The organism is Streptomyces sp. NPDC051310 (assembly GCF_044455245.1).
Taxonomy (GTDB): Bacteria; Actinomycetota; Actinomycetes; order Streptomycetales; family Streptomycetaceae; genus Streptomyces.
Window position 1 is genome coordinate 326,912 of the sequence record NZ_JBITEO010000005.1, and the last position, 26,314, is coordinate 353,225.

29 protein-coding genes are annotated in these 26,314 nt (G+C 72.1%); 13 read left to right on the plus strand and 16 right to left on the minus strand.

Annotated features, from left to right (window positions below; genetic code table 11):
* Positions 1-3: 3 nt before the first annotated feature.
* The 3 genes from ACIA79_RS10595 to ACIA79_RS10605 form a co-directional block, all read right to left on the minus strand.
* Positions 4-591 (minus strand): PH domain-containing protein, encoded by a 588-nt coding sequence (locus ACIA79_RS10595; protein WP_399427791.1) that lies wholly within the window; start codon positions 589-591, stop codon positions 4-6.
* 15 nt (positions 592-606) lie between these two features.
* Entirely contained in the window at positions 607-1,242 is a 636-nt protein-coding gene (locus ACIA79_RS10600) for a class F sortase (RefSeq protein ID WP_399427792.1), read from the minus strand.
* Between the two features lie 117 nt (positions 1,243-1,359).
* Complete coding sequence (locus ACIA79_RS10605) at positions 1,360-2,052, minus strand: hypothetical protein (RefSeq protein ID WP_399427793.1); 693 nt, start codon at positions 2,050-2,052, stop codon at positions 1,360-1,362.
* 259 nt (positions 2,053-2,311) lie between these two features.
* Between ACIA79_RS10605 and deoC the strand changes: the two genes are divergently transcribed.
* From deoC to ACIA79_RS10620, 3 genes are read left to right on the plus strand one after another with little or no spacing between them, the layout of a single operon-like run.
* Positions 2,312-3,256, plus strand: coding sequence for a deoxyribose-phosphate aldolase (gene deoC, locus ACIA79_RS10610; RefSeq protein ID WP_399427794.1), 945 nt, complete (start codon positions 2,312-2,314; stop codon positions 3,254-3,256).
* Positions 3,257-3,261: 5 nt separating this feature from the next.
* Positions 3,262-4,695 (plus strand): aldehyde dehydrogenase family protein, encoded by a 1,434-nt coding sequence (locus tag ACIA79_RS10615; RefSeq protein WP_399427795.1) that lies wholly within the window; start codon positions 3,262-3,264, stop codon positions 4,693-4,695.
* Positions 4,688-5,590, plus strand: coding sequence for an aldehyde dehydrogenase family protein (locus ACIA79_RS10620; protein WP_399427796.1), 903 nt, complete (start codon positions 4,688-4,690; stop codon positions 5,588-5,590). Before ACIA79_RS10615 ends, ACIA79_RS10620 begins: the two co-directional genes overlap by 8 nt.
* A gap of 83 nt (positions 5,591-5,673) precedes the next feature.
* Here ACIA79_RS10620 and ACIA79_RS10625 read toward each other — a convergent pair whose 3' ends face one another.
* Positions 5,674-6,021 (minus strand): hypothetical protein, encoded by a 348-nt coding sequence (locus ACIA79_RS10625; RefSeq protein WP_399427797.1) that lies wholly within the window; start codon positions 6,019-6,021, stop codon positions 5,674-5,676.
* Positions 6,022-6,088: 67 nt separating this feature from the next.
* Between ACIA79_RS10625 and ACIA79_RS10630 the strand changes: the two genes are divergently transcribed.
* Positions 6,089-6,805, plus strand: a complete 717-nt coding sequence (locus ACIA79_RS10630) for a uridine kinase (RefSeq protein ID WP_399427798.1) — start codon at positions 6,089-6,091, stop codon at positions 6,803-6,805.
* Between the two features lie 201 nt (positions 6,806-7,006).
* Here ACIA79_RS10630 and ACIA79_RS10635 read toward each other — a convergent pair whose 3' ends face one another.
* Positions 7,007-7,729, minus strand: coding sequence for a SigE family RNA polymerase sigma factor (locus tag ACIA79_RS10635; RefSeq protein ID WP_399427799.1), 723 nt, complete (start codon positions 7,727-7,729; stop codon positions 7,007-7,009).
* 148 nt (positions 7,730-7,877) lie between these two features.
* Here ACIA79_RS10635 and afsQ1 point away from each other — a divergent pair, with 148 nt between their 5' ends.
* The 5 genes from afsQ1 to ACIA79_RS10660 all read left to right on the plus strand — a co-directional run bounded on the left by afsQ1 (position 7,878) and on the right by ACIA79_RS10660 (position 11,616).
* Positions 7,878-8,555, plus strand: a complete 678-nt coding sequence (afsQ1, locus tag ACIA79_RS10640; RefSeq protein ID WP_199819673.1) for a two-component system response regulator AfsQ1 — start codon at positions 7,878-7,880, stop codon at positions 8,553-8,555.
* Positions 8,552-10,081: an ATP-binding protein gene (locus ACIA79_RS10645; RefSeq protein WP_399427800.1), complete on the plus strand. Its 1,530-nt coding sequence runs from the start codon at positions 8,552-8,554 to the stop codon at positions 10,079-10,081. Before afsQ1 ends, ACIA79_RS10645 begins: the two co-directional genes overlap by 4 nt.
* Positions 10,068-10,703 carry a hypothetical protein gene (locus ACIA79_RS10650; protein ID WP_399427801.1) on the plus strand — a complete coding sequence of 212 codons (636 nt, stop codon included), beginning with the start codon at positions 10,068-10,070 and terminating at the stop codon, positions 10,701-10,703. The genes ACIA79_RS10645 and ACIA79_RS10650 overlap by 14 nt, the downstream gene beginning before the upstream one ends.
* A 100-nt stretch (positions 10,704-10,803) precedes the next feature.
* A complete protein-coding gene (locus tag ACIA79_RS10655; protein WP_399427802.1) occupies positions 10,804-11,346 on the plus strand; it encodes a VanZ family protein in 543 nt (180 codons plus the stop codon).
* Between the two features lie 69 nt (positions 11,347-11,415).
* The gene (locus ACIA79_RS10660; protein WP_399427804.1) at positions 11,416-11,616 is read left to right on the plus strand and encodes a PspC domain-containing protein; all 201 of its coding nucleotides are present in this window, start codon (positions 11,416-11,418) and stop codon (positions 11,614-11,616) included.
* A gap of 69 nt (positions 11,617-11,685) precedes the next feature.
* On the opposite strand, the gene ACIA79_RS10665 is transcribed toward ACIA79_RS10660, so the two are convergent.
* Both ACIA79_RS10665 and ACIA79_RS10670 read right to left on the minus strand, forming a co-directional pair.
* Positions 11,686-12,006: a hypothetical protein gene (locus ACIA79_RS10665; protein WP_399427805.1), complete on the minus strand. Its 321-nt coding sequence runs from the start codon at positions 12,004-12,006 to the stop codon at positions 11,686-11,688.
* 145 nt (positions 12,007-12,151) lie between these two features.
* Positions 12,152-13,288 (minus strand): adenosine deaminase, encoded by a 1,137-nt coding sequence (locus tag ACIA79_RS10670; RefSeq protein ID WP_399427806.1) that lies wholly within the window; start codon positions 13,286-13,288, stop codon positions 12,152-12,154.
* Positions 13,289-13,388: 100 nt separating this feature from the next.
* On the opposite strand from ACIA79_RS10670, the gene ACIA79_RS10675 reads away from it, so the two are divergent.
* The gene (locus ACIA79_RS10675) at positions 13,389-14,162 is read left to right on the plus strand and encodes an alpha/beta hydrolase (RefSeq protein ID WP_399427807.1); all 774 of its coding nucleotides are present in this window, start codon (positions 13,389-13,391) and stop codon (positions 14,160-14,162) included.
* Positions 14,163-14,194: 32 nt separating this feature from the next.
* Here the strand turns inward: ACIA79_RS10675 and ACIA79_RS10680 are convergent, their stop codons facing one another.
* Positions 14,195-15,166 carry a LysR family transcriptional regulator gene (locus ACIA79_RS10680; RefSeq protein WP_399427808.1) on the minus strand — a complete coding sequence of 324 codons (972 nt, stop codon included), beginning with the start codon at positions 15,164-15,166 and terminating at the stop codon, positions 14,195-14,197.
* Positions 15,167-15,228: 62 nt separating this feature from the next.
* On the opposite strand from ACIA79_RS10680, the gene ACIA79_RS10685 reads away from it, so the two are divergent.
* The 3 genes from ACIA79_RS10685 to ACIA79_RS10695 all read left to right on the plus strand — a co-directional run bounded on the left by ACIA79_RS10685 (position 15,229) and on the right by ACIA79_RS10695 (position 18,293).
* Positions 15,229-16,518, plus strand: coding sequence for an MFS transporter (locus ACIA79_RS10685; RefSeq protein WP_399427809.1), 1,290 nt, complete (start codon positions 15,229-15,231; stop codon positions 16,516-16,518).
* Positions 16,519-16,573: 55 nt separating this feature from the next.
* Positions 16,574-17,248, plus strand: a complete 675-nt coding sequence (locus tag ACIA79_RS10690) for a L,D-transpeptidase family protein (protein WP_031068684.1) — start codon at positions 16,574-16,576, stop codon at positions 17,246-17,248.
* Between the two features lie 70 nt (positions 17,249-17,318).
* Entirely contained in the window at positions 17,319-18,293 is a 975-nt protein-coding gene (locus ACIA79_RS10695) for a sigma-70 family RNA polymerase sigma factor (protein ID WP_399427810.1), read from the plus strand.
* On the opposite strand, the gene ACIA79_RS10700 is transcribed toward ACIA79_RS10695, so the two are convergent.
* The 8 genes from ACIA79_RS10700 to ACIA79_RS10735 form a co-directional block, all read right to left on the minus strand.
* Positions 18,226-18,579 (minus strand): STAS domain-containing protein, encoded by a 354-nt coding sequence (locus tag ACIA79_RS10700; protein WP_399427811.1) that lies wholly within the window; start codon positions 18,577-18,579, stop codon positions 18,226-18,228. The genes ACIA79_RS10695 and ACIA79_RS10700 overlap by 68 nt on opposite strands.
* A 92-nt stretch (positions 18,580-18,671) precedes the next feature.
* On the minus strand, positions 18,672-19,004 hold the full coding sequence (locus ACIA79_RS10705; RefSeq protein WP_399427812.1) for a Uma2 family endonuclease: 333 nt from the start codon (positions 19,002-19,004) through the stop codon (positions 18,672-18,674).
* Between the two features lie 189 nt (positions 19,005-19,193).
* Positions 19,194-20,471: a thymidine phosphorylase gene (locus ACIA79_RS10710; protein WP_399427813.1), complete on the minus strand. Its 1,278-nt coding sequence runs from the start codon at positions 20,469-20,471 to the stop codon at positions 19,194-19,196.
* A gap of 25 nt (positions 20,472-20,496) precedes the next feature.
* Positions 20,497-20,889, minus strand: a complete 393-nt coding sequence (locus tag ACIA79_RS10715) for a cytidine deaminase (RefSeq protein ID WP_399427814.1) — start codon at positions 20,887-20,889, stop codon at positions 20,497-20,499.
* Positions 20,886-22,157, minus strand: a complete 1,272-nt coding sequence (locus ACIA79_RS10720; RefSeq protein WP_399427816.1) for an ABC transporter permease — start codon at positions 22,155-22,157, stop codon at positions 20,886-20,888. Before ACIA79_RS10720 ends, ACIA79_RS10715 begins: the two co-directional genes overlap by 4 nt.
* On the minus strand, positions 22,154-23,263 hold the full coding sequence (locus tag ACIA79_RS10725; protein WP_399427817.1) for an ABC transporter permease: 1,110 nt from the start codon (positions 23,261-23,263) through the stop codon (positions 22,154-22,156). The genes ACIA79_RS10720 and ACIA79_RS10725 overlap by 4 nt, the downstream gene beginning before the upstream one ends.
* Positions 23,260-24,846, minus strand: a complete 1,587-nt coding sequence (locus ACIA79_RS10730; protein WP_399427842.1) for an ABC transporter ATP-binding protein — start codon at positions 24,844-24,846, stop codon at positions 23,260-23,262. The genes ACIA79_RS10725 and ACIA79_RS10730 overlap by 4 nt, the downstream gene beginning before the upstream one ends.
* 192 nt (positions 24,847-25,038) lie before the next feature.
* Positions 25,039-26,082 carry a BMP family protein gene (locus ACIA79_RS10735; RefSeq protein WP_399427818.1) on the minus strand — a complete coding sequence of 348 codons (1,044 nt, stop codon included), beginning with the start codon at positions 26,080-26,082 and terminating at the stop codon, positions 25,039-25,041.
* Between the last annotated feature and the right edge of the window lie 232 nt (positions 26,083-26,314).

The window sequence follows — 26,314 nt, forward strand, 5'->3', positions numbered from 1 at the left end:
CCGTCAGCCGGTGACGACCAGCACGAGCAGCAGCACCAGGCCGGCGAGCGAGGGCCCGAGGATCTCGTACGCCCAGCGGACCCGGGGCTCGCCCTGCGCGGACGGCCGGGACGCGCACCGCTCCGCCAGCTCCTGGAGGTCGGCGACGGTCTGGTCGGCGCCCGCGGAGCGCACGGGCGGGGCGTCCGCTCCGGCCCGCGCCTGGCGGCGGGCGGCGCGCTTGCGCTCGCGCAGCGAGACGGGCACCGACCAGAGCTGGTACTTGGTGCCGTCCTGGGTGAAGACCTCGCTGGAGTACCCGGCGCGCACGCCGGCGACCGACGCCCAGGGCAGGTCGATCGTGCGGAACGGATTGCGGACGCGCATGCGGTCCTCGCTGGCGCGCACGACGGGCCGGAAGGTGAACGCGACGACGAGCGGGACGACGAACAGCAGCCCGGCGAGCGCGATCCAGGGCGTCCGCCCCTCGCCGGTGACCAGCGCGTCTCCGCCGAGCCAGGCGGCGAACCCGAGCAGCAGAAGACCGCCCACGATGCCGTGGGGCGAGCGGTAGGACCGGTCGGCGTACTCGGGCTTGGGCGGGGTCGTCATGCGGCCGATTCTGCCTCACCCGTCATGGGCCCACGCGACGAGATCGGCGTACAGGATGATGTTGTCGGGCCGGTGCCCGTCGACCAGTTCCCCGCCGCAGGTGATCAGCCGCAGCTCGGGGTGCGTGGTGTCGCCGTACACCTTCCGGGTCGGGAACTCCTTCTTGTCGACCTGCTCCAGCTCCCGCACGCGGAAGACCGCGGTGGTGCCGTCGGCCCGGCGGACGCTGATCTCGTCGCCGGTGCGCACCTTGGCGACGTCCCTGAGCACGGCGGGGCCCTTCACGGTGTCGAAGTGGCCGATGAGCACGGCGGGGCCGGTCTCGCCGGGCGTGACGCCCTTGTCGTACCAGCCGATCCGGTCCGCGTCGGCCACGGACGGCACCTCGACCGTGCCGTCCGCGGCGAGGCCGAGGGCGAGTACGGGGCCGGTGTCGACCCCGGCGGCGGGCACCCGCACCCGTACGGGCTCCGAGCGGGCCATGGGGGCGGCGGGTCCGCCCTGCGCGGCCGCCGGAGCGGCGGTGGCCGGCTCGATGTGCGCGGGCGGCGAGTCCGGCGGACCCGTCGTGGCGGAGCCGCAGCCGGCCAGGGCGGCCGGGGCGGCGAGTGCGAGCAGCGCGGTGGCGGAGCGGCGGGCGAGGGGAGGCATGGGCAGGGCTCCAGGGGACGTAGCGAGGCGGGCCGTCGCTGGGTGCGGCGGCCCGCCCGGCTCGGGGTGGGGTGGTGGTGCTCCTGCTCGGGTCGGCAGGGTCGTACGGGGAGGAGGTCAGGCGCGGGTGCCGGACGTGCGGCGGCGCAGGGCGACGAAGCCGAGCCCGGCCGCGCCGAGGGCGGCGGCGCCGGCACCGGCGACGAGCACGAGGTGGTCGCCCTCCTGCACCTCGGCGCCGGCGGCGACACCTCCCTCGGGAACGATGGTGGTCTGGGTGGTGGAGGCCGGCGCGGTCTGCCCGGTGCCGCCCTCCGGCGTGGCACCGCCTGTCGAGCCGGAGCCGGAGCCGGAGCCGGCGCCGGAGCCGGAGCCGGCGCCCGTGCCGGGGAGGGCGGGGGCGGGGGCGGCCTGCTGGCCCGTCCCGTCGAGCAGGCGCCACGTGAGGGCGCCGTCCGCCGCCAGGGTCACCTCGACGCCGCCCACGACCTCGTGGCCGTCGGGATCGCGCTCGACGCCCGCCCGGGCGAAGCGGCCGCGGACGGCCTCGTCACCGCTGGTGAGCCTGGAGAGGAGCGTGCCGTCCCGGAAGACGTCCGCCACGAAGCGGCCGTCGCCGGTCGTGAATATCTCGGCGACCAGGCCGCCGGCCGGCTTCTCGGTCCGCAGGTGCTCGCGCTCGGCGGAAGCGGTTCCGGCGGCGGGAGCGGTGCCGTCCGCCGCGAAGGCGGGTGCCGCGGTGACGGCCGGGGTGAGGGCGACACCGGCGAGGACGGCGGTGGCGAGGGCGCTGCGAAGGTCGGAACGCATAACGACTCCTGGAACAGGTCGGTTGCGAGGGAAGAGCCGCATGCCTGCCTTGCCTCCTCGGTGTGGCCGCTGAGTGCGGGGCGGGGCTGCACGAACCAACGCTATGGATCTTGTGTACGTGAGGGATGCGCTCCGCGTCACAGGCATGTGACAGGCCTCACGGACCCTCCGGCACGCGTGCCCACCAGGGGTTTCGCACAGACCTCCGAGCCGGGGCTGTACAGGCAGCTACGCGCGTAGATATGCTCGAGTGGTGACCATGCCCACCGCATCTGCATTCGCTGACGTGACCGCGTCCGACAGCACACTGCGCCGCTTCCTCCACGGGCTTCCCGGCGTGGACCCCGTCGGCCTCGAAGCGCGCGCCGCGTCTCTCGGTACCCGTTCGATCAAGACGACGGCCAAGGCGTACGCCATCGACCTGGCCATCTCGATGATCGACCTGACGACGCTCGAAGGCGCGGACACCCCGGGCAAGGTCCGGGCGCTCGCCGCCAAGGCCGTCCACCCCGACCCGACCGACCGCTCCACCCCGCGCACCGCCGCGGTCTGCGTCTACCCGGACATGGTGGCGACCGCGAAGGCCGCCCTCGCCGGCAGCGACGTCAAGGTCGCCTCCGTCGCGACCGCCTTCCCGGCCGGCCGCGCCGCCCTCGACGTCAAGCTCGCCGACACGCGGGACGCCGTCGCCGCCGGGGCGGACGAGATCGACATGGTGATCGACCGCGGCGCCTTCCTCGCGGGCGACTACCTGAAGGTGTACGAGGAGATCGTGGCCGTGAAGGAGGCCTCCGGCGACGCGCGCCTGAAGGTCATCTTCGAGACCGGCGAGCTCTCCACGTACGACAACATCCGCCGCGCCTCCTGGCTCGGCATGATCGCCGGGGCGGACTTCATCAAGACCTCGACCGGCAAGGTCGGCGTCAACGCCACCCCCGCGAACACGCTGCTCATGCTGGAGGCGGTGCGCGACTTCCGCGCCCAGACCGGGGTACAGGTCGGGGTGAAGCCCGCGGGCGGCATCCGGACCACCAAGGACGCCATCAAGTTCCTCGTGCTGGTCAACGAGACCGCGGGTGAGGACTGGCTGGACAACCACTGGTTCCGGTTCGGCGCGTCGAGCCTGCTCAACGACCTGCTGATGCAGCGTCAGAAGCTGGCCACCGGACGTTACTCCGGTCCCGACTACGTGACGGTGGACTGATCACCATGACCAAGTTCGAGTACGCACCCGCTCCCGAGTCCCGCTCGGTCGTCGACATCGCGCCGTCCTACGGCCTGTTCATCGACGGAGAGTTCACCGAGGCCGCCGACGGCAAGGTCTTCAAGACCGTCTCGCCCGCCTCCGAGGAGGTGCTCTCCGAGGTCGCCCAGGCCGGCGCCGAGGACGTGGACCGGGCCGTGAAGGCCGCCCGCAAGGCGTTCGAGAAGTGGTCGGCCCTGCCGGGCGCCGAGCGCGCCAAGTACCTCTTCCGCATCGCCCGGATCATCCAGGAGCGCAGCCGCGAGCTGGCCGTCCTGGAGACGCTGGACAACGGCAAGCCGATCAAGGAGACCCGCGACGCGGACCTCCCCCTGGTCGCCTCGCACTTCTTCTACTACGCGGGCTGGGCCGACAAGCTCGACCACGCCGGCTACGGGCGCAACCCGAGGCCGCTGGGCGTGGCGGGCCAGGTCATCCCGTGGAACTTCCCGCTGCTGATGCTGGCGTGGAAGATCGCCCCGGCGCTCGCCACCGGCAACACGGTGGTGCTCAAGCCCGCCGAGACGACCCCGCTGTCGGCGCTGTTCTTCGCGGACATCTGCCGCCAGGCCGGCCTGCCCAAGGGCGTCGTGAACATCCTCCCCGGTTACGGGGACGCCGGCGCGGCGCTCGTCGAGCACCCGGACGTGAACAAGGTCGCCTTCACCGGCTCCACGGCGGTCGGCAAGGCCATCGCGCGCCAGGTCGCGGGCACGAGCAAGAAGCTCACCCTGGAGCTGGGCGGCAAGGGCGCCAACATCGTCTTCGACGACGCGCCCATCGACCAGGCCGTCGAGGGCATCGTCACCGGCATCTTCTTCAACCAGGGCCAGGTCTGCTGCGCCGGCTCCCGCCTGCTGGTCCAGGAGTCGGTCCAGGACGAGCTGCTGGACGCCCTCAAGCGCCGCCTGTCCACGCTGCGCCTCGGCGACCCGCTGGACAAGAACACCGACATCGGCGCGATCAACTCCGCGGAGCAGCTGGCCCGGATCACGGCCCTCGCGGAGACCGGCGAGGCCGAGGGCGCCGAGCGCTGGTCCCCCGCCTGCGAGCTCCCGTCCACCGGCTACTGGTTCGCGCCGACGCTCTTCACGAACGTCACGCAGGCGCACACCATCGCCCGCGACGAGATCTTCGGCCCGGTGCTGTCGGTGCTCAGCTTCCGTACGCCCGACGAGGCCGTCGCCAAGGCCAACAACAGCCAGTACGGCCTGTCCGCCGGCATCTGGACGGAGAAGGGCTCCCGCATCCTCGCGGTGGCGAACAAGCTCCGCGCGGGCGTCGTGTGGGCCAACACGTTCAACAAGTTCGACCCGACCTCGCCCTTCGGCGGCTACAAGGAGTCGGGCTTCGGCCGCGAGGGCGGCCGCCACGGCCTGGAGGCGTACCTCGATGTCTGACACGACGAACCGTCTGAGCGTCTTCAAGACCTACAAGCTGTACGTCGGGGGCAAGTTCCCCCGCAGCGAGAGCGGCCGGGTGTACGAAGTGCAGGACCACAAGGGCAAGTGGCTGGCCAACGCGCCGCTCTCGTCGCGCAAGGACGCGCGGGACGCGGTCGTGGCGGCGCGCAAGGCGTTCGGCGGCTGGTCCGGGGCGACGGCCTACAACCGGGGCCAGATCCTCTACCGCGTCGCGGAGATGCTGGAGGGCCGCAGGGGCCAGTTCGTGCACGAGGTGGCGCACGCGGAGGGCCTGTCCAAGTCGCAGGCGGCCGGGGTCGTCGAGGCGGCCATCGACCGCTGGGTCTGGTACGCGGGCTGGACGGACAAGATCGCGCAGGTCATGGGCGGGGCGAACCCGGTCGCGGGCCCGTTCTTCAACCTGTCCACCCCCGAGCCGACGGGCGTGGTCGCGATCGTGGCCCCGCGGGAGTCGTCCTTCCTGGGCCTGGTCTCGGTCGTCGCCCCGGTGATCGCCACCGGCAACACGGCCGTCGTCGTCGCCTCCGAGAAGGCGCCGCTGCCCGCGCTGTCGCTCGGCGAGGTGCTGGCCACCTCCGACCTGCCCGGCGGTGTCGTCAACGTCCTGTCCGGCAAGGCGGCGGAGATCGTCGGCCCGCTCGCCGCGCACCAGGACGTCAACGCCCTCGACCTGACGGGTGCGGACGCGGAGCTGGCGCGGGAGCTGGAGATCGCGGCCGCGGACAACCTCAAGCGCGTCCTGCGTCCACAGGCTGTGGACGGCGAGGACTTCACCGGGGACCCGGGCACGCACCGCATGACCGCGTTCCTGGAGACCAAGACGGTCTGGCACCCCACGGGCTCCCTGGGCGCCTCCGGCTCCTCCTACTGAGCCGGCCCACGCCGAACGGCTCCGCGTCCCCTCCGTCCGGGGGGCGCGGAGCCGTTCTCGTACGCCGCGACAGGGGGACTGTCCTAGCCGGGCAGCGCGCCGCCCAGCACCGGCCCGGCCACGGGCAGGTTCGGGGCACTGGTCAGCGAGCCGGTCATGCTGGTCGTGTCCACCGGCCGGAAGTCCGCCACCTGCGTGCCCACCCCGTTGTCGAGCGGGTCGACCCCGGTCTGCGCGAGCGGGTTGATCTTCAGGTTCTTGGCGGTGCCCAGGACGTGCGGGGCCGCCGCCGACACCCCCTGCATCGCGGACGCCGCGTCGAGGTCGCCCACCGGCGAGGGGACCGCCTGGGCCGTGCCGCCGGTGGCACCGAGGGCGGCGCCGAGGGCCGAAAGGGCCAGCCCGGCCTTCAGAAACGTATGACGTGCCATGAACGAGGGCTCCTGCCGCGCAGCGTGAGACGGTGATCGGTCGAGCACGCAGCGTATTTGAGGTGTGATGCTCGATACCAACGGGTCCCGGACGGGGTCCCCCGACCGGGTGCATGCCTCAGACTGGTGTCCCGTGAGTTCCCAACCCATCCCGGCCCGCGTCGTGCTGCTCGCGGGGCCCTCCGGCTCCGGCAAGTCCTCCCTCGCGGCCCGCACCGGCCTGCCCGTCCTGCGTCTCGACGACTTCTACAAGGAGGCCGGCGACCCGACGCTCCCGCTCGTCCCGGGCAGTCCGGACATCGACTGGGACTCCCCGCTGTCGTGGGACGCCGACGCCGCCGTGGCCGCGATCGCCGAACTGTGCGGCACGGGACGCACGACGGTCCCCGTGTACGACATCGCCACCAGCAGCCGTGTGGACCGCGAGACGTTCGCCATCGGGCGCACCCCGCTCTTCGTGGCGGAGGGCATCTTCGCGGCGGACATCGTGGCGCGGTGCCAGGAGCTCGGGCTCCTCGCCGACGCCCTGTGCCTGCGCGGCCGCCCCTCCACCACGTTCCGCCGCCGGCTGCTGCGGGACCTGCGGGAGGGCCGCAAGTCGGTGCCGTTCCTGCTGCGGCGCGGCTGGCGCCTGATGCGCGCCGAGCGCTCCATCGTCGCCCGCCAGACCGCCCTGGGCGCGCACGCGTGCGACAAGGCCGAGGCGCTGGGCCGCCTGGCGGCCGCGGCGGCCGGCCGGCACCGTACGCCCACGGCGACGGCGGCGGACCGGGAGCACGCGTAACGCACGCCGGTCCGGCGGCGCGTGCCGCCCCGGACGACGCGCGAGGCCGGACAAGACCCCCCGTCCTGTCCGGCCCGCTTCCCCCGTTGCCCCGCTACCCCCGGTTCCCCCCGTGGTGGGCACCCCCGTACCCCGGCCCGCCGCCGTCTCCCCCGAGACCGCGGCCGGCCGCCCCCCGTTCCCCCGTGTTTCCCCCGTGCCTCAGGCCACGAGCTGGCCGAAGGACTCCTCCTCGTCACGGCCGAAGCTGAGGACGTCGTCCTCGCGCAGCCGGCGCAGGGAGCGCCAGATGCTCGACTTCACCGTGCCGACACTGATGTCCAGGATCTCCGCGATCTCCGGGTCCGTACGGCCCTCGTAGTAGCGCAGCACCAGCATCGTGCGCTGCAGTTCGGGCAGCCGGGCCAGCGCCTGCCACAGCACCGCGCGCAGCTCCGTGCCGCGCATCGCGTCGGTGTCGCCGGCGGACTCGGGAAGCTCCTCGGTCGGGTACTCGTCGATCTTCCGGCGCCGCCAGGCACTGATGTGCAGGTTGGTCATGGTGCGGCGCAGGTAGCCGCCGACCGCGGCCTTGTCGCTGATGCGGTCCCAGGCGCGGTACGTCGAGAACAGCGCGCTCTGGAGCAGGTCCTCCGCCTCGAACCGGTCACCGGTGAGGTGGTAGGCGGTGGCGTACAGAGAGGCGCGGCGCTCCTGCACGTACGTGGTGAACTCCACGTCCGTACGGCTCGACCGGTCCCCCGGTGCCCCTCCGTACGCCTCTCCCCCGTCAGGCACGGCCGCCATGTACGGCGACTTGTGCTGACGCCCGGCGCCGCGAACGCACCCCCGCCCGTTCACGGCGCCGGACTTCTCGGTGCTCCGCGTGACGTCGTGGAGACGCGTGACAACTGCGTTTGAGGTGCTGCTGTGCAGTGCGTTCATCTCACGCCCCCCGTCGGTTGGAGTCTGGCTCGGTCCGGTGCGAAAAAGCTTGCCGGGGGGACTTCATGGCGGTGTCCGCCGACTGTCACAGACCTGTCACAGGGCCGAGCGGTCGAACTCCCCCTCCACCATGGGACAGAATGACGGCGTGCCTTTCCTGTTGCTGATCGAGGACGACGACGCCATCCGCACGGCCCTCGAACTCTCCCTGTCACGCCAGGGCCACAAAGTGGCCACCGCGGCGACGGGTGAGGACGGCCTGAAACTGCTGCGCGAGCAGCGGCCGGACCTGATCGTGCTGGACGTGATGCTGCCCGGCATCGACGGTTTCGAGGTGTGCCGCCGCATCCGGCGCACCGACCAGCTGCCGATCATCCTGCTGACCGCCCGCAGCGACGACATCGACGTCGTGGTGGGTCTGGAGTCGGGCGCGGACGACTATGTGGTCAAGCCGGTGCAGGGACGGGTGCTGGACGCCCGTATCCGGGCGGTGCTGCGGCGCGGCGAGCGCGAGTCGACGGATTCGGCGACGTTCGGCGCGCTGGTCATCGACCGGTCGGCGATGACCGTGACGAAGAACGGCGAGGACCTCCAGCTGACGCCGACCGAGCTGCGGCTGCTGCTGGAGCTCAGCCGCAGGCCGGGCCAGGCGCTGTCGCGCCAGCAGCTGCTGCGGCTGGTGTGGGAGCACGATTACCTGGGCGACTCGCGCCTGGTCGACGCGTGCGTGCAGCGCCTGCGCGCGAAGGTGGAGGACGTGCCGTCCTCGCCGACCCTGATCCGTACGGTCCGGGGTGTGGGCTACCGGCTGGACGTCCCTTCGTGACCGAGTCCGCGAGGAAGGGACCGGGGGCGGGACTTCGCTGGACGAGCCTGCGGCTGCGCCTGGTCGTCGTGTTCGCCCTGGTGGCGCTCACCGCCGCCGTGTCCGCGTCCGGCATCGCGTACTGGCTCAACCGCGAGGCCGTGCTGACCCGTACGCAGGACTCGGCGCTGAACGACTTCCGGCAGGAGATGCAGAACCGGGCCGCGTCGCTGCCGCTGCGGCCCACCGAGGAGGAGCTGCGGCGCACCGCCGAGGAGATGTCGTCCAACGGCGTCGGGTACGGCGTGGTGCTGCTGGCCGAGCGGGCCGAGGGCAAGCCGATCGTGGGGGTGTCCGACCCGGACCGGTTCACGCTGGAGGACGTGCCGCAGTCGCTTCGGGCCGCGGTGGACAAGCAGCACGAGGTCGACGAAGCCAACCCGTACCCGTACCACCTGTTCTGGCAGCGCACGGAGCGCGGCCGGACGCCGTACCTGGTGGGCGGGACGCGGATAGCGGGCGGCGGGCCGACGGGGTACATGTTCAAGTCCCTGGAGCCCGAGCGGCAGGACCTCAACTCGCTGGCCTGGTCGCTGGGGATCGCCACGCTGCTGGCGCTGCTGGGCTCCGCGCTGCTGGCGCAGGCCGCCGCCACGACCGTGCTGAAGCCGGTGCACCGGCTCGGCGAGGCGGCGCGGCGGCTGGGTGAGGGCGAGCTGGACACCCGGCTCCAGGTGTCGGGCACGGACGAACTGGCCGAGCTGTCCCGGACGTTCAACGCGGCCGCCGAGAGCCTCCAGAAGAAGGTCGCGGACATGAGCGCCCGCGAGGAGTCCAGCCGGCGCTTCGTCGCCGACATGTCGCACGAGCTGCGCACGCCGATGACCGCGCTGACCGCGGTGACGGAGGTCCTGGAGGAGGAGCAGGACGGCCTCGACCCGATGATCGCGCCGGCCGTGGCCCTGGTCGTCAGCGAGACGCGGCGGCTCAACACCCTGGTCGACAACCTCATGGAGGTCACCCGCTTCGACGCCGGTACGGCCCGCCTGGTGCTCGACGACGTGGACGTGGCCGACCAGGTCACCGCCTGCATCGACACGCGCGCGTGGCTGGACGCGGTGGAGCTGGACGCCGAGCGCGGGCTCGTGGCGCGGCTCGATCCGCGCCGGCTCGACGTGATCCTCGCCAACCTCATCGGCAACGCCCTCAAGCACGGCGGCTCGCCGGTGCGGGTGGCGGTGCGGACGGAGGGCGACGACCTGTTCATCGAGGTCCGCGACCACGGGCCGGGCATCCCCGAGGACGTCCTGCCGCACGTGTTCGACCGGTTCTACAAGGCGAGCGCTTCCCGCCCGCGGTCCGAGGGCAGCGGTCTCGGACTGTCGATCGCGATGGAGAACGCGCTGATCCACGGCGGTGACATCACGGCGGCGAACTCGCCCGACGGCGACGGCGCGGTGTTCGTGCTGCGGCTGCCGCGCGACGCGTCGCGGACGGTCGACCCGCAGGAACAGCAGCAGAAGGGTGGCGGGCATGAGGGTGCGTGAGCTGCGCCGGGGCATGACCGCGATCGCGGCGGCCACCGTGATCGCCGCCGTCGCCGCGGGCTGCGGCATCCGCCCGACGGTCCCGGTCGACGCCGGCGCGGCGCCCTCGCGGATGCCGTGCAGCCTCTCCCAGGACGCGGAGGCGGACGGGGACGGGCAGGGCATGCCGGTGACGGTGTACCTGGTGTGCGCGTCGGGGCTGGAGGCGGTGCAGCGCCCGGCCGGTCCGGCGCTCACGGATCCCAAGGGCAGTGACGGCCGGCTGCCGGTGGCCAGGGCGCTGCTGGCGCAGCTGACGGCGGAGCCGTCGGCGGACGAGCGGCAGGCGGGCTTCCTGACGTACGTGCAGCCGCCGCTCAGCGTCTCGGCGGGCCGCGAGGGCGACCCGGCGGGGACGCTGCGGCTGAGCCGGCAGCCGGACGACCTGCCGCCGGCCGCGCTGTCCCAGCTGGTGTGCACGTACGCGGAGAACGGCGCGACGGCCGCCGGGGGCGGGACGGTGGTGCTGGGCGGTCCCGGGGACTACCCGGCGCGCCGGTACACCTGTACGACCGAGGTCAAGGAGCGCCCGGACTCGGCGGTGCCGACGGGCTCGTCCCGCGCCGGGGTGCCGGCGGCGTGAGCCCTGCCGCGGGGCCGTCCGCCGCGCCGTGAGGGCGTGTGCGGCGAGACCGCGGGTGCCACGCGGAACCGATCCTGCCGCTCCGCACGTCTTGGAGGGCGTGCAGCGTCATGGTTCGGGCGGCAGTGCCGCCAACGGCTTCCGCATCGGCTTCCGCGCGGCGGGGCTCGTCCTCCTCCTCGCGCATATGGTGCTGGTGGGCTGGCTGACGCTGCGGCCGCTGGATGTGATGTGGGTGAACGCGGACAACCTGGAGCTGTTCGCGGGCATCAAGGCGGATCTGGCGCTGGGGCCGGCCGAGGCGGCCCGGCGGATCGGCGAGGGGCTGCTGCTGCTGGCGCCGCTGGGGGTGCTGCTGCCGGTGGCGGGCGGCCGGCTGGACGTCTCCCCGTGGGCCTCGCTGGCCCGCACGGTCGCGGCGGGTGCCCTGGTGTCGCTGGCGATCGAGCTGCTGCAGACCGTGGTGCCGGGGCGGGTGGTGGACGTCGACGCGCTGCTGCTGAACACGGCGGGGGTGGCGCTGACGCACCTGGCCGTGGTGCCGGCCGCGCGGGCGCGGCTGCGCCGGGGGCCGGTGGTCCGGCGGGGCGATGTTCCTCAGGGTGCGACCCCGACGATTCCCAGGGTCGGCATCGCCCCGTAGTCCGACGCTTTGTCCCCGCGTGCCGGGTGAGTATGGACGCAACGACGACGACTCACCAAGGAGGCCACCATGGCCGCACTGACCCGCCCCCGTGACGGACGCATGATCGGTGGGGTGTGCGCGGCGCTGGCACGGCGCTTCGGCACCTCCGCGACGACGATGCGCGTGATCTTCCTCGTGTCCTGCCTGCTGCCCGGTCCGCAGTTCCTGCTGTACCTGGCGCTGTGGATGCTGCTGCCGGCGGAGGGGTCGGCGAAGCCGGCGTGGTGACCTGCCGGGGCGTACGGCGACGGGGCGCACACCCCGGGGAGGGTGCGCGCCCCGTCGTCGTGCGGAGTGTCAGGCGCCGACGCCGGCGGTGCCCAGGCTGCCGCCGACGGGCAGGCCGCCGACCAGGCTGGTGACCATGCTCGGGTCGACGGGGAGCCCCTGGACGGCTCCGGTGAGACCCTGGGCGGTGGCGAGCACCTCGGGGAGCTGGCTCGGGAGCTGCTGGACGGCGGAGCCGGCGAGCGGCATGGCGACCGGCATCACCTTGTTGGTGGTCTCCAGAGCGGCGTTGGAGGGGCCCACGACCGCGGAGGCGCTTCCGGCAGCAGTGGCGGCGAAAGCGGCACCGAGAGCGGCGACACCGAAAGTCTTGGCGGCGGACTGCTTCATCGAAAATCGTCCTTGGGGGATCTCGGGGGAGGTTGAGCGGCTCTGCAAGCTAGTCAGCCGGTGGCGATCTCCGCAAACACCTGAAACGGCCGGGTCGCGCTCCCCCCGGCCGTTCCTGATAAGGTCCGCGGACTTTCCGGTCGGCTTAACCCCTGGTCGCAGCCGTCTGCGTGAACAGCCATTCGGACTTCAGCTCGGCGTAACCCGGTTTGATGACTTCATTGATCATGGCCAGGCGTTCGTCGAAAGGAATGAATGCTGATTTCATCGCATTGACCGTGAACCACTGCATGTCATCGAGCGTGTAGCCGAACGTCCCGATCAGCCGCTCGAATTCATTGCTCATGCTGGTGCCGGACATCAGGCGGTTGTCGGTGTTGACGGTGGCCCGGAAGTGCAGGCGGCGCAGCAGGCCGATGGGGTGCTCGGCGTAGGAGGCCGCGGCGCCCGTCTGGAGGTTGGACGTCGGGCACAGCTCCAGGGGGATGCGCTTGTCGCGCACGTACGCGGCGAGGCGCCCGAGCGTGACGGTGCCGTCCGCGGCGACCTCGATGTCGTCGATGATGCGGACGCCGTGGCCGAGGCGGTCGGCCCCGCACCACTGGAGGGCCTGCCAGATGGAGGGCAGCCCGAAGGCTTCGCCGGCGTGGATGGTGAAGTGGTTGTTCTCCCGCTTGAGGTACTCGAAGGCGTCGAGGTGGCGGGTGGGCGGGTAGCCGGCCTCGGCGCCGGCGATGTCGAAGCCGACGACGCCGCTGTCCCGGTAGCGGTTGGCGAGTTCGGCGATCTCCAGGGCGCGGGCCGCGTGGCGCATGGCGGTGAGCAGGGCGCCGACCCGGATGCGGTGGCCGCTCTCGCGGGCGCGCCGCTCACCGAGGCGGAAGCCCTCGTTCACCGCCTCGACCACCTCCTCCAGGGTGAGGCCCTTCTCCAGGTGCTGCTCGGGGGCGTAGCGCACCTCGGCGTAGACGACGCCGTCCTCCGCGAGGTCCTCGGCGCACTCCGCGGCGACGCGGACGAGCGCCTCCCGGGTCTGCATGACGGCGCAGGTGTGGGCGAACGTCTCCAGGTAGCGCTCCAGGGAGCCGGAGTCGGCGGCTTCGCGGAACCAGATGCCCAGCTTGTCGGGCCGGCTCTCCGGGAGCGCCGTGTAGCCCGTCTCGCGGGCCAGGTCGATGATCGTGCCGGGCCGCAGACCGCCGTCGAGGTGATCGTGGAGCAGCACCTTCGGGGCGCGGCGGATCTGGTCGGTGGTGGGGAGGTCGGTGGTGGGGCTCGTCATTGTCGAACTCTAGCCCCTACGCGCGTAGAAGGCGCGTCGATACGCAACAGTGACCGCACGTACGGCTGGCGGACATCTCGTCTTCTGAGACTGTTCTGCCATGGCGAACCAGGCACTCGTGGGGACGGGCAGCGCGCGGGGGCCCCGGCTCGGCCGGGCCGCGGGGACGGATGCGGGAGCGGTGGGTGGCGTGGTGCTCCTGCTCCCGGACGGCGAACCGGAGTCGGGGCGCGGCCCCTCGGCGGTGGCGCACGCGGCGGCCCTGCCACTGGCCCGACGGCTGGTGCGCGAGGGCCGGGACGAGGGGCTCGTCGCGCATGTGGTGCGGTACCGGGGCCGCGGGTGGAACGGCGCCGACGCGCGGCTCGCGGCGGACGCGGCGTGGGCGGCGTCGGAGGTGGTGCGGCGCTACGGCGACGTGCCGGTGTGCCTGGTGGGCCGCGGCATGGGCGGCCGGGCGGCGCTGCGCGCGGCGGGCCACACCGCCGTCGGATCCGTACTGGCGCTGGCTCCCTGGCTGCCGGAGGACGACGTGGCTGCCGCCCCGGAACCGGTGCGGCAGCTCGTGGGCCGCCACGTGATGATCGTGCACGGCACCAACGACGCCCGTACGGACCCGGAGTTGTCCTACCGGCTGGCCGTGCGGGCGAAGAAGGCGAACCGCGACACGTGCCGCTTCGAGGTCCACTCGGACGGCCACGCGCTGCGCGAGCACCGCGCCGAAGTGCTCGCGCTGGCCGCCGACTTCGTGCTGGGCACGCTGTTCGGCCGCCCCTGGTCGCGCCCGGTCGCCGACGCCCTGGCGGCCCCGCCGCCGCTGGGCCTGCGCATGCCCCTCGCCTCCGGCTTCGGCCACGCGCTGGGGCGGCGGTAGCGCGCCGGGGATGCCGGCCGGCTGCCCGCGCCTCACAGGGGGAGCTGCGCCGCCTCGTTGAGCAGCCGCCCGCGGCGGGAGAGCAGGAACCGTTTGAAGGCGGCCACCGGCGGGGTGTCGGGGTGGCCGTCGAGCCAGGCCACACCGATCTCGCGGGCCGCGCGCGGAGCCGTCACCGTCAGTTCGACGACACCCGGGCGCGGGACCGCCGGGGGCGGCAGGAGCGCGACGCCCAGACCCGCGGCGACCAGACCGCGCAGGGTCTCGGCCTCCTCCCCCTCGAAGGCGACGCGCGGCGCGAAGCCCGCCTCCGCGCACAGCGCGTCGGTGATGCGGCGCAGCCCGTAGCCGGGCTCCAGGGTGACGAACGTTTCGTCGGCGGCCTCCGCGAGCCGGACGCGCTTGCGGCCGGCCAGCCGGTGGTCGTCGGGGACGACGAGCCGCAGCCGCTGCTCGTCCAGGCGGCGGGCGACGAGGTCCGGGGCGTCGGGCACCGGCGAGGTGAGGCACAGGTCCAGCTCGCCGGAGCGCAGGCGCTCGATCATGGCTTCGCCGTAGTTCTGCACGAGCGTGAAGCGGACCTTCGGGTGGTCTACCCGGAAGGCGCGGATCAGCTCGGGTACGGTCTCCGAGCCCATGGTGTGCAGGAAGCCGAAGGCGACCCGCCCCGCGGAGGGGTCCGCGTCGGCGCGTACGGACTCGGCGGCGCGCTCCACCTCGCCCAGCGCCCGCTCGGCGGAGGCGAGGAAGGTCCGGCCGGCCGGGGTGAGCGAGACCGTACGGCCCTTGCGGGCGAACAGGGCGACGCCCAGGTCCTCCTCCAGCCGCACGACCGCCCGTGACAACGTCGACTGCGGGACGCCGAGTTCCTGCGCGGCGCGCGTCACGTGCTCGTGGCGGGCGACCGCCGCGAAGTGTGCGAGGCGCGGCGCGAGCAGCAGCCCCATGTCTTCTTCGTTACTGTTCGGTGACAGCCAATCCTGTGAGCTGCGTTGATGCACCATGGGAACGATTAAAGCCGTTCCATGCATTGGACGCATCAAACCCCGGTGCCTACGGTCGGGGTATGCCTTCCGCCAGTACCAAGGCGGCCGCCACCGACGCGGTCGCCGACACCCGCCTTGCCCCCGGCCACCCCGGCCACCGCCGGATGAGCTTCGCGCTCTTCGCCGCCGGAGTCGCCGCCTTCGCCCTCCTCTACTCGACGCAGGCCCTGCTCCCTGCCGTCTCCGCCGACTTCGGCGTGAGCGCCTCGGCGGCCAGCTGGACCGTCTCGGCCGCCACCGGCGCGCTCGCCCTGTGCGTGCTGCCGCTGAGCGCCCTGTCCGAGCGGTTCGGGCGCCGCGCGCTGATGACGGCCTCGCTCGCGGTCGCCGTGGCCGTCGGCCTCCTCGTGCCGTTCGCGCCGGACCTGCCGTGGCTGGTGGCACTGCGCGCGGTGCAGGGCGCCGCGCTCGCGGGCCTGCCCGCGTCGGCGATGGCGTACCTGGCGGAGGAGGTACGGCCCAAGGCGCTGATCGCCGCGATCGGCCTGTTCGTCGCGGGCAACAGCATCGGCGGGATGAGCGGGCGGATCGTCACCGGCTGGGCGGCGCAGCTGTGGGGCTGGCGGGCGGCGCTGGCCGCGGTCGGCGTGCTGGCGCTGGTGTGCGCGGTGGTCTTCCGGCTGCTGCTGCCCCGCGCGCAGCACTTCACCGCCGGCTCGCTCCGGCCCCGCGCGCTGGCGCGGACCGTGCGCACCCACCTGTCGGACCCCCTGCTGATGCGGCTGTACGCGATCGGCGCGCTGTTCATGACCGTGTTCGGCGCCGTCTACACGGTGATCGGCTACCGGCTCGTCGAGGCGCCCTTCTCGCTCCCGCAGGGCGTGATCGGCTCGATCTTCCTCGTCTACCTGGTCGGCACCGTGTCGTCGGCCGCGGCCGGCCGGCTCGTCGGGCGGCTCGGGCGGCGCGGGGCGCTCTACCTCGCGGTGACCACCACCGCCGCCGGGCTGCTGCTGTCGCTGGGGGACACCCTGACCGCCGTGCTGGCCGGACTGGTGCTGATCACGGCCGGGTTCTTCGCGGGCCACGCGGTCGCCTCGTCCTCGGTCAGCCGTACGGCGAAGACGGGCCGCGCCCAGGCGTCGGCGCTCTACCAGTCCGCGTACTACCTGGGCAGCAGCGCGGGCGGCACGCTCGGCGCGGTCGCCTTCCACGCCGGCGGCTGGGCCGGAACGGTCCTGCTGGGGCTGGTCGCCGTGCTCGGTGTCGTGTCCCTCACGCTGTACGGGACGCACGCCGCGCGGGTGCGGGAACGCGCGTCGCGCGAGACGTACAACCACGCGGCGTCCCCGAGCGTCCTAAGGGCATGACAGTCGCATGGGAGCAGAGGGGGAACACGTGGGTGGGACACGCATACGCGGACGGATGGGGACCGTCCTCGGCCTGACCGGACTGGTCGTACCGCTGACGGTCGCGCTGGGCGCCTCGCCCGCCCAGGCCGCGTCCTGCACGACGTCGGCGGGGCCGTACCAGAAGCAGGTGGAGAAGTTCCTGGGGCGGCCCGTGGACGGCCGGCAGTCGGCGGCCGACTGCAAGGCGATCCAGACGTTCCAGAAGACGCACGGCATCACGCCGTCCGCCGGGTACGCCGGGCCGCTCACCTGGCGCACGATGGACACGATGCTGAAGCAGCGGGCGGCCGGGAAGACGCCCAACAAGGCGGGCCTCTGCCCGACGAACAAGGGCCGCATCGCCTGCGTCGACCTGACCCGGCAGCTGAGCTGGATCCAGGACGGCGCGAAGCTGACGTACGGGCCGGTGCCGGTGCGCACCGGGCGGGACGGCTCCGAGACCCGGACCGGTGCGAAGAAGATCTACCACCGCAACATCAAGCACTGGTCGACCCTCTACAAGGTGTGGATGCCGTACGCGCAGTTCTTCGACGGCGGGCAGGCCTTCCACTCGGTGAACAAGTCCATGTGGAACCCGCCGGGCTCCGCGGGCTGCGTGAACATGCGGGACGCGGACGCCAAGGCGTACTGGAAACTGCTGCGCAACGGCGACGACGTGCACGTCTGGGGCCGCAAGCCGGGAACCTGACACCCGTTGTCAGTGGGCTCCTGTAGCTTCCGTGAGTGAGGCACGGGGAAGCGCGACAGGGGTGGACACGATGGGCGACGTGGCACAGCGGGAGCGGCTGGACGAGCTGGAGCGGTACCGCACCGAGCTGACCGGGTACTGCTACCGGATGCTGGGCTCCGCCTTCGAGGCGGAGGACGCCGTGCAGGACACGATGGTGCGGGCCTGGCGCAGCATCGACAGGTTCGAGGGCCGCTCCAGCCTGCGCTCCTGGCTGTACCGCATCGCGACGAACGTCTGCCTCGACGCGCTGAACGCGGGGAACCGGCGGGCCCGCCCGATGGACCTGACGGCGGCGACACCGGTGGCGCAGGCGCAGCTCAACGCCCGCCCGGAGGTCACCTGGCTGGAGCCGGTGCCCGACGGGCGGGTTCTGCCGTCCACGGCCGACCCGGCGGAGACGACCGTGTCGCGCGAGACGGTCCGGCTGGCGTTCGTGGCGGCCCTGCAGCACCTGCCGCCGAAGCAGCGGGTGGTGCTGATCCTGCGCGAGGTGCTGGCGTGGAAGGCCAGCGAGGTCGCCGAGCTGCTGGACACCTCGGTCGCCTCGGTGAACAGCGCGCTGCAGCGGGCGCGGGCGACGCTCGCGGAGTCGGCGCCGGCCGACACCGACGTGGCCGACCCCCTCGACGAGGAGCAGCGACAGCTCCTGGAGCGGTACGTGGCGGCCTTCGAGGGCTACGACATGGCGGCGCTGACCGCGCTGCTCCACGAGGACGCGACGCTGTCCATGCCGCCCTACGACCTGTGGCTCCGGGGCCATGACGACATCACCGGCTGGATGCTGGGAGTCGGCGAGGTGTGCCGGGGCTCGCGGCTGCTGCCGGTCGTGGCGAACGGCACACCCGCCTTCGCGCACTACCACCCGGACCCGGACGGCGGCTTCAGCCCGTGGGCGCTCATGGTCATCGAGATCACGGGCGGGAAGGTCGCGGGGATCACGTCGTTCCTGGACGTGCAGCGCTGGTTCCCGTTGTTCGGTCTTCCGGAGCGGCTGGAGGCATGAGGACCGCGTCCAGCCCGACGAGCTCCAGCAGCGCATGCAGGGCGGGCGGGGCGTTCCTCACGGTCAGCGGGTGACCGAGACGCTGGGCGGTGAGCCCGAGCCGGGCGAGGGCGTCGAGCAGGGCGAGGTTCGGCCGGGTGACCCCGCCGACGTCGCACTCGACGGGTGCGCAGGACCGCGGCTGCCGGGCCAGCAGGGCGCCCAGCTCCTCGCAGAGGCGCGGCACGTCGCCGGGCTCGACGAGCCCGGCGACCAGGAAGACGATGGCGCCATCGGTGGTGTCCACATGGAGGGAGACCCGCGGCGGGGGCGGAACTCATCGGTGGCCGCCGTGTGCGCGGGCGGATCAGCCGACGGGGAAGGCGCTGGTCTCCAGGGTCAGGTCGAAGGGGCGGGAAGGTGGATGTCCTCGCCGAACTTCACCGAGCTGAGGGCGCGGTAGACGTCGCCCTCGGGCTCACCGTAGAGGGTGACGGCCGGTCCGGCGGGAGCGAAGCGGTCGATGAGCAGGTGAAGCGGGACCTCGGCCTCCGCGTAGGCAGCGGCTTTGTTCAACCGGTCGTGGCTCGCGTTGGAGAGGGACGTGATCTCCACGATCAGTTCGGCCGCCATGAGGGGAGCGGACTCGCTCCCCTCCAGCTCGGCCACGGCACCTTCCGCGATGACGACCAGATCCGGAACGAAGAGGCCCCCGCGCGAGGGGTGGACCACTCCCAGCGTCCGGTAGACGCCCCAGCCGTCGGGGACCCCCAGAAGCGGACCAGCTCGTCCCAGTGGAGACCCGGAGCGGGATCGGCCGGGAGTGCACTCATGGAGGTCTCCTGCTTCGGCTGTGACACCGATCCCAGCATGCCGAACGGGACCGACGGAGGTCCATCGGTCCCGTTCGTCCGTACGAGGTCAGGCGATACGTTCCAGCACCACCGGGGCCGGCTCGTGGGCCGTGCCCTCGGCGGCGATGTCGTAGCTGCCGTCCAGGGACTTCAGCGCGTACTCGAAGCGCTCCGGGGTGTCCGTGTGGAGGGTCAGCAGGGGCTGGCCCGCCGTGACGGTGTCGCCCGGCTTGGCGTGGAGTTCGACACCCGCGCCCGCCTGGACCGGGTCCTCCTTGCGGGCGCGGCCCGCACCGAGGCGCCAGGCGGCGACGCCGACGCCGTAGGCGTCCAGGCGGGTGAGCACGCCCGAGGAAGGGGCGGTGACGACGTGCTGCTCGCGGGCGACCGGGAGCGCGGCGTCGGGGTCGCCGCCCTGCGCGGCGATCATGCGGCGCCAGACGTCCATCGCCGAGCCGTCCGCGAGGGCCTTCGCCGGGTCGGCGTCCTTGATGCCGGCCGCGTCCAGCATCTCGCGGGCCAGGGCGACGGTGAGCTCGACGACATCGGCCGGGCCGCCGCCGGCGAGGACCTCGACGGACTCGCGGACCTCCAGGGCGTTGCCCGCGGTCAGGCCGAGCGGCGTGGACATGTCCGTCAGCAGGGCGACCGTCCTCACCCCGCTGTCGGTGCCCAGCGCCACCATGGTGGAGGCCAGCTCGCGGGCGTCCTCGATGGTCTTCATGAAGGCACCGGTGCCGACCTTCACGTCCAGGACCAGCGAGCCCGTGCCCTCGGCGATCTTCTTGGACATGATCGAGGAGGCGATCAGCGGGATCGCCTCGACCGTGCCGGTGACGTCGCGCAGCGCGTACAACTTCTTGTCGGCCGGCGCCAGGCCGTCGCCCGCCGCGCAGATCACGGCGCCCGTCGTGTCGAGGACGTGCAGCATCTCCTCGTTCGACAGCAGCGCCCGCCAGCCGGGGATGGACTCCAGCTTGTCGAGCGTGCCACCGGTGTGGCCGAGTCCGCGGCCGGACAGCTGCGGCACGGCCGCGCCGCACGCCGCGACCAGCGGCGCGAGCGGCAGCGTGATCTTGTCGCCGACGCCGCCCGTGGAGTGCTTGTCGGCGGTCGGGCGGGAGAGGGACGAGAAGTCCATGCGCTCGCCGCTCGCGATCATCGCGGCGGTCCAGCGGGCGATCTCCGTCCGGTTCATGCCGTTGAGCAGGATCGCCATCGCCAGTGCCGACATCTGCTCGTCGGCGACCTCGCCGCGCGTGTACGCGTCGATGACCCAGTCGATCTGCTCGGGGCTCAGCTCGCCCCCGTCCCGCTTGGTGCGGATGACGGAAATCGCGTCCATGGGTGAGGTGTTTCCTTCCAGTGGCTTACTGGGCGAGGTGCTGCGGCCCGAAGGCCTGCGGCAGCATCTCGCCGAGGGTGAGCACCCCGGCGGGGGTGTCCAGCAGCAGCTCGTCGCCGCCGAACTCGTACAGCAGCTGACGGCAGCGGCCGCACGGCACCAGCACCCGGCCCTGGCCGTCCACGCACACGAAGTGCGTGAGCCGGCCACCACCGGTGGCCTGGAGCTGCGAGACCAGCCCGCACTCGGCGCACAGGCCGATGCCGTACGAGGCGTTCTCCACGTTGCAGCCGGTGACCGTGCGCCCGTCGTCCACGCGGGCGGCGGCACCGACCGGGTAGCCCGAGTACGGGGCGTACGCCCGGGACATGGCGTCCCGGGCCGCCTCGCGCAGGCCGTTCCAGATCTCGGGCGTCACTTGCCCTGGCCCCTCTTGTAGGGCAGGCCGTCCGCCTTCGGCATGCGCAGCCGCTGCGCGGACAGGGCCAGCACCAGCAGGGTGGCGACGTACGGCGCGGCGTCCACGAACTGGCTGGGCAGCCGGTCGGTGTTGACGTACCAGAGGAACAGCGCGGCCGCGACGACCGCGGAGACGACCGCGGCGGTGTACTTCTTCTTGTACAGCTGCCAGGCGACGAAGGCGACGAGCAGGATCGCCAGCAGCAGGAGCATGGCGTGGACGTTCTCGGCGCCGCCGCGCAGCTTGAGGCTGTCGGTGAAGCCGAACAGTCCGGCGCCGAGCGCCATGCCGCCGGGCATCCAGTTGCCGAAGATCATCGCGGCGAGGCCGATGTAGCCGCGGCCGCCGGTCTGGCCCTCCTGGTAGATGCCGGTGGAGACGATGGCGAGGAAGGCGCCGCCGAGGCCCGCGAGGCCGCCGGAGACGATCACGGCGATGTACTTGTACTTGTAGACGTTGACGCCGAGGGACTCGGCGGCGACGGGGTTCTCACCGCAGGAGCGCAGGCGCAGGCCGAAGCCGGTGCGCCACAGGATCCACCAGGTGGCCGGGACGAGCAGCAGCGCGACCACGGTCAGCAACGACAGGTTGGTGACCAGGCCGCCGAGCACGCCCGCGAGGTCGGAGACGAAGAACCAGTGCTTCGCCTGGAGGTCGGCCAGCCCGTCCGACAGCCCCGGGACGGTGATGTCGGTGACCCGGTCGATGCGCGGGGACTGCTTGGAGGAGCCGCCCGGGGCCTCGGCGAACGTGAAGTTCGACAGGTAGCGGGTGGCACCGGTGGCGAGGATGGTGATGGCCACACCGGAGACGATGTGGTTGACGTTGAAGGTGACCGTCATGAGCGCGTGCAGCAGGCCGCCGAGCGCGCCGCCGGCGATGCCCAGCAGGACGCCGGACCACGGCCCCCACTGGTAGCCGGCCCAGGCACCGAACCAGGTGCCGATGATCATCATGCCTTCGAGGCCGATGTTGACCACGCCGGCCCGCTCGGACCACAGACCGCCGAGGCCCGCCAGACCGATCGGGATGGCCAGCTGGAGGGCGCCGGAGACCTGGCCCACCGAGGTGAGGTCGTTGGCGCCGCTGATCACGCGGACCAGGGAGAACAGGGCCAGTCCGCCGGCGATGATCAGCAGGACGACGGGCAGGGAGAGCCGGCGGCGGCCGCCGCCCTTCTTGGGCGCCGCGGCAGCGGCCGTGACAGTGCTCGTGGACTCGCTCATGCCGCCACTTCCTCCTTGTTCTTGCGGGCCTGGGCGGCAAGCTCCTCGCCGACCTTCTGCTGCTGACGGCGCAGCCCGTACTGGCGGACGAGTTCGTACGCCACGACGACGGAGATCACGATCAGGCCCTGCATGATCGTGGCGATCTCCTTCTCGAAGCCGTACTGGTCCAGCGACGCGGACGCCTTGTCGAGGAAGGCGATGAGCAGCGCGGCGAAGAAGATGCCGACCGGGCTGTTGCGGCCGAGCAGGGCGATGGTGATGCCCGTGAAGCCGACGCCGACCGGGAAGCTCAGGCTGTACGTGTGGGTCTGGCCCAGCAGCATCGGCATGCCGGCGAGACCGGCGACCGCACCCGAGATCAGCATGGCCGTGAGGACCATGCGCTTGGCGTCCACGCCGCTCGCCTGGGCGGCGGAGCCGCTGGCGCCGGTGGCGCGCAGGTCGAAGCCGAAGCGGGTGCGGTTGAGGACGAACCAGTAGACGATGCCGAGGGCGAAGGCGACGAAGGTGAAGCCGTAGATCGTGCCGCCGTCCACGTCCAGGCCGGGCATCCAGCCGGACTCGGCGATCTCACCGGTGGTCAGGTCGTTGGAGCCGGGGGGCTGCACGCCGAGGTTGGCGGGCAGGATCATCCAGGCGATGAGGCTGGTCGCGATGGCGTTCAGCATGATCGTGGAGACGACCTCGCTGACGCCGCGGGTGGTCTTCAGCACGCCCGCGATGCCGGCCCACAGGGCGCCGACGAGCATCGCGACGAGGACGATCAGCAGGATGTGCAGCGGGCCGGGCAGCTCGACGGCGGCACCGACGACCGCGGCGAGCATCACGGCGAGACGGTACTGGCCGTCCACACCGATGTTGAACAGGTTCATCCGGAAGCCGATGGCGACCGCCAGCGCGGCGAGGTAGTACGTGCCGGTCTGGTTGAGGATGAGGACCTGGATGTCGGTGAACTCCAGGCTCTGGAACATGATCCGGTACGGCTCGAACGGATCACGGTCCGAGGCCAGCAGCACCACCGAGGTGAGCAGGAAGGCCACGACCAGGGCGAGCGCCGGGCCCGCGAGGCCCAGGATCAGCCGGTCCTTGTCGAACTTCTTCATCGGCCCTCACCGTTCGGGTTCTCGTCGTGGTGCTCAAGGTGGCCGGTGGCGGCGCCGGTCATGGCCGAGCCCAGCTCCTCCGGAGTGATGGTGGCGGGGTCGGCGTCCGCGACCAGCCGGCCGCGGTACATCACCCGCAGGGTGTCGGAGAGCCCGATGAGCTCGTCCAGGTCGGCGGAGATCAGCAGCACCGCCAGGCCCTCGCGGCGGGCCTCGCGGATCTGGTCCCAGATCTGCGCCTGCGCGCCGACGTCCACGCCGCGGGTGGGGTGGGCGGCGATGAGCAGCTTGGGGTCGTGGCTCATCTCGCGGCCGACGATCAGCTTCTGCTGGTTGCCGCCGGAGAGGGAGGCCGCGGTGACCTCGATGCCGGGGGTGCGCACGTCGTACTCGCGCACGATCCGCTCGGTGTCCTTGCGGGCGGCCTTGATGTCGAGGATGCCGCGCTTGCTGTTGGGCGCCTCGGTGACGTGGCCGAGGATGCGGTTCTCCCACAGCGGGGATTCCAGCAGCAGGCCGTGGCGGTGGCGGTCCTCGGGGATGTAGCCGATGCCGCCCTCGCGGCGCTTGCGGGTCGGTGCCTGCGAGATGTCGGCGCCGTCGAGGGTGATCACCCCGCCGTCGAGGGCGCGCAGGCCGATCAGGGCCTCGATGAGCTCGGTCTGGCCGTTGCCCTCCACACCGGCGATGCCCATGACCTCGCCCTTGTGGATGGTGAAGCCGATGCCGGCCAGGACCTCGCGGACGATGCCGTCGGGGTCGGTCTCGGTGAGGCGCAGGTCCTCGACCGTCAGCATGGGGACGTCGGTGACCGTGGACTCGCGGGTCTCGGGCGACGGCAGCTCGGCGCCGACCATCAGCTCGGCGAGCTGCTTGGTGGTGGCGGTGCGCGGGTCGGCGGTGCCGACGGTGGTGCCGCGCCGGATGACGGTGATGTCGTCGGCGACGGACAGCACCTCGCCCAGCTTGTGCGAGATGAAGATGACCGTCAGGCCCTCGGCCTTGAGCTCGCGCAGGTTGGCGAAGAGGGCGTCGACCTCCTGCGGGACGAGCACGGCGGTCGGCTCGTCCAGGATGAGGGTGCGCGCCCCGCGGAACAGGACCTTGAGAATCTCCACGCGCTGGCGGTCGGCGACGCCGAGCTGCTCCACGAGGACGTCGGGGCGGATGTTCAGCCCGTACGCGTCCGAGATCTCCATGATCTTCTTACGGGCCTTGGCGCCGATGCCGTACAGCTTCTCGCTGCCGAGGACGACGTTCTCCAGCACGGTGAGGTTGTCGGCCAGCATGAAGTGCTGGTGGACCATGCCGATGCCGATGGCGATGGCGTCGGCGGGGCTGGAGAAGGAGACCTGCTTGCCGTCGATCGTGATGGTGCCCTCGTCCGGCTTCTGCATGCCGTAGAGGATCTTCATCAGGGTCGACTTGCCGGCACCGTTCTCACCGATGAGGGCGTGGACCGTGCCCTTGCGGATGGTGATGTCGATGTCGTGGTTGGCGACGACGCCGGGGAAGCGCTTGGTGATGCCGCGCAGTTCTACGGCGGCGGCAGCCGGCGGCGATGACGGACTGGACGCGTTGATGACGCACTCTCCTTGGCGGGAAAGGAGTTCAGGAGCGGGAGGGCGGGCAGGTGCCGAAGTTACCGCGCGGCGCTGGGCTCTACGCGCGTAGCGACAACGAGGGGGAAAAACCGGGGCGGAACATGGTCCGGGTCCGGAGAGGCGGCTCGCGCCGCACTCTCCGGACCCGCGGTACCGGTACCGGCCGCGCGGTTACGGGGCGGTCTTGACCTTGATGGTGCCGGCGATGATGTCCGCCTTGGCCTTGTCGACCGCGGCGGTCACGTCGGCCATCTTGGTGAAGGCCGGGTTGGAGGTGGCCAGGCCCACGCCGTCCTTGTCCAGGCCGTAGCGGATCTCACCGGACTGCGGCTTGCCGTCCTTGACCGACTTGATCAGGTTGTAGACGGAGTCCGCGACGTCCTTGGTCACCGAGGTGAGGATGTACTCCTTGTAGGCCGCGAGGCCCTTCTGGTTGTACTGGTCGGAGTCGACGCCGATGGCCCACTTCTTGGCCTTGGCGGCGGCCTCGATGGAGCCGGAGCCGGCGAGACCGGCGGCGGCGTAGATCACGTCGGCGCCCGCGTCGATCTGGCCCTGCGCGGCGGCCTTGCCGAGGTCCGGCTTGGAGAAGCCACCGAAGTCCGGCGGCTGCGTCAGGTACTGGACCTTGACGTTGACGCTCTTGTTGGTGTCCTTGACGCCCTGGACGAAGCCCGCCTCGAACTTCTTGATCAGCGGGGTCTCCACGCCGCCGATGAAGCCGACGGTCTTGGACTTGGTCACCTTGGCGGCGGCGACGCCGGCCAGGTAGGAGCCCTGCTCCTCGTTGAAGACGAGGTTGGCGATGTTCTTGCCGGTCTTCGAGGTGTCGTCGATGAGGCCGAAGGTGGTCTTCGGGAACTTCGGGGCGACCTCGGCGATGGCCGGCGCGTAGGCGAAGCCGACACCGATGACCGGGTTGTTGCCGGCGCGGGCCAGCTCGGTGAGGCGCTGGACCTTGTCCGGGTCGCCCTCTCCCTCGCTGGGCTCGGCTTCGGCACCCTTGACGCCGAGGTCCTTCTCGGCCTTCTCCAGGCCCGCGAAGGCGGCGTCGTTGAAGGACTGGTCACCGCGGCCGCCGATGTCGTACGCGATGGCTGCCTTGGGCTCGCCGTCGGAAGCGGTGTCCGACGACTTTCCGCCACACGCGGTGGCGCTGAGCGCGAGTGCCGCGGACGCGACGCTCACGGTTGCGATCCTGGTGATCCGGCGCAAGGGGGGCTCCTTCGACCTGACCGAAGCGCCACTTCGGCGCTGGTTTCGCGGCGATCGTAACGCGCGTAGATGTCAGGTAAAGGCCTGTTCGGTAGCCGTTACCAGATCGACGCGAACAGCGGATGGCCATGGCCGATCGAGGACGCGGCGACACGCGTTCGAACCCTTTCGGCCGTGCGGCGCAGCGTCACGCGTCGGCCACGGCGTGTGTCGCCCGGCGGGCGCGCGGGCA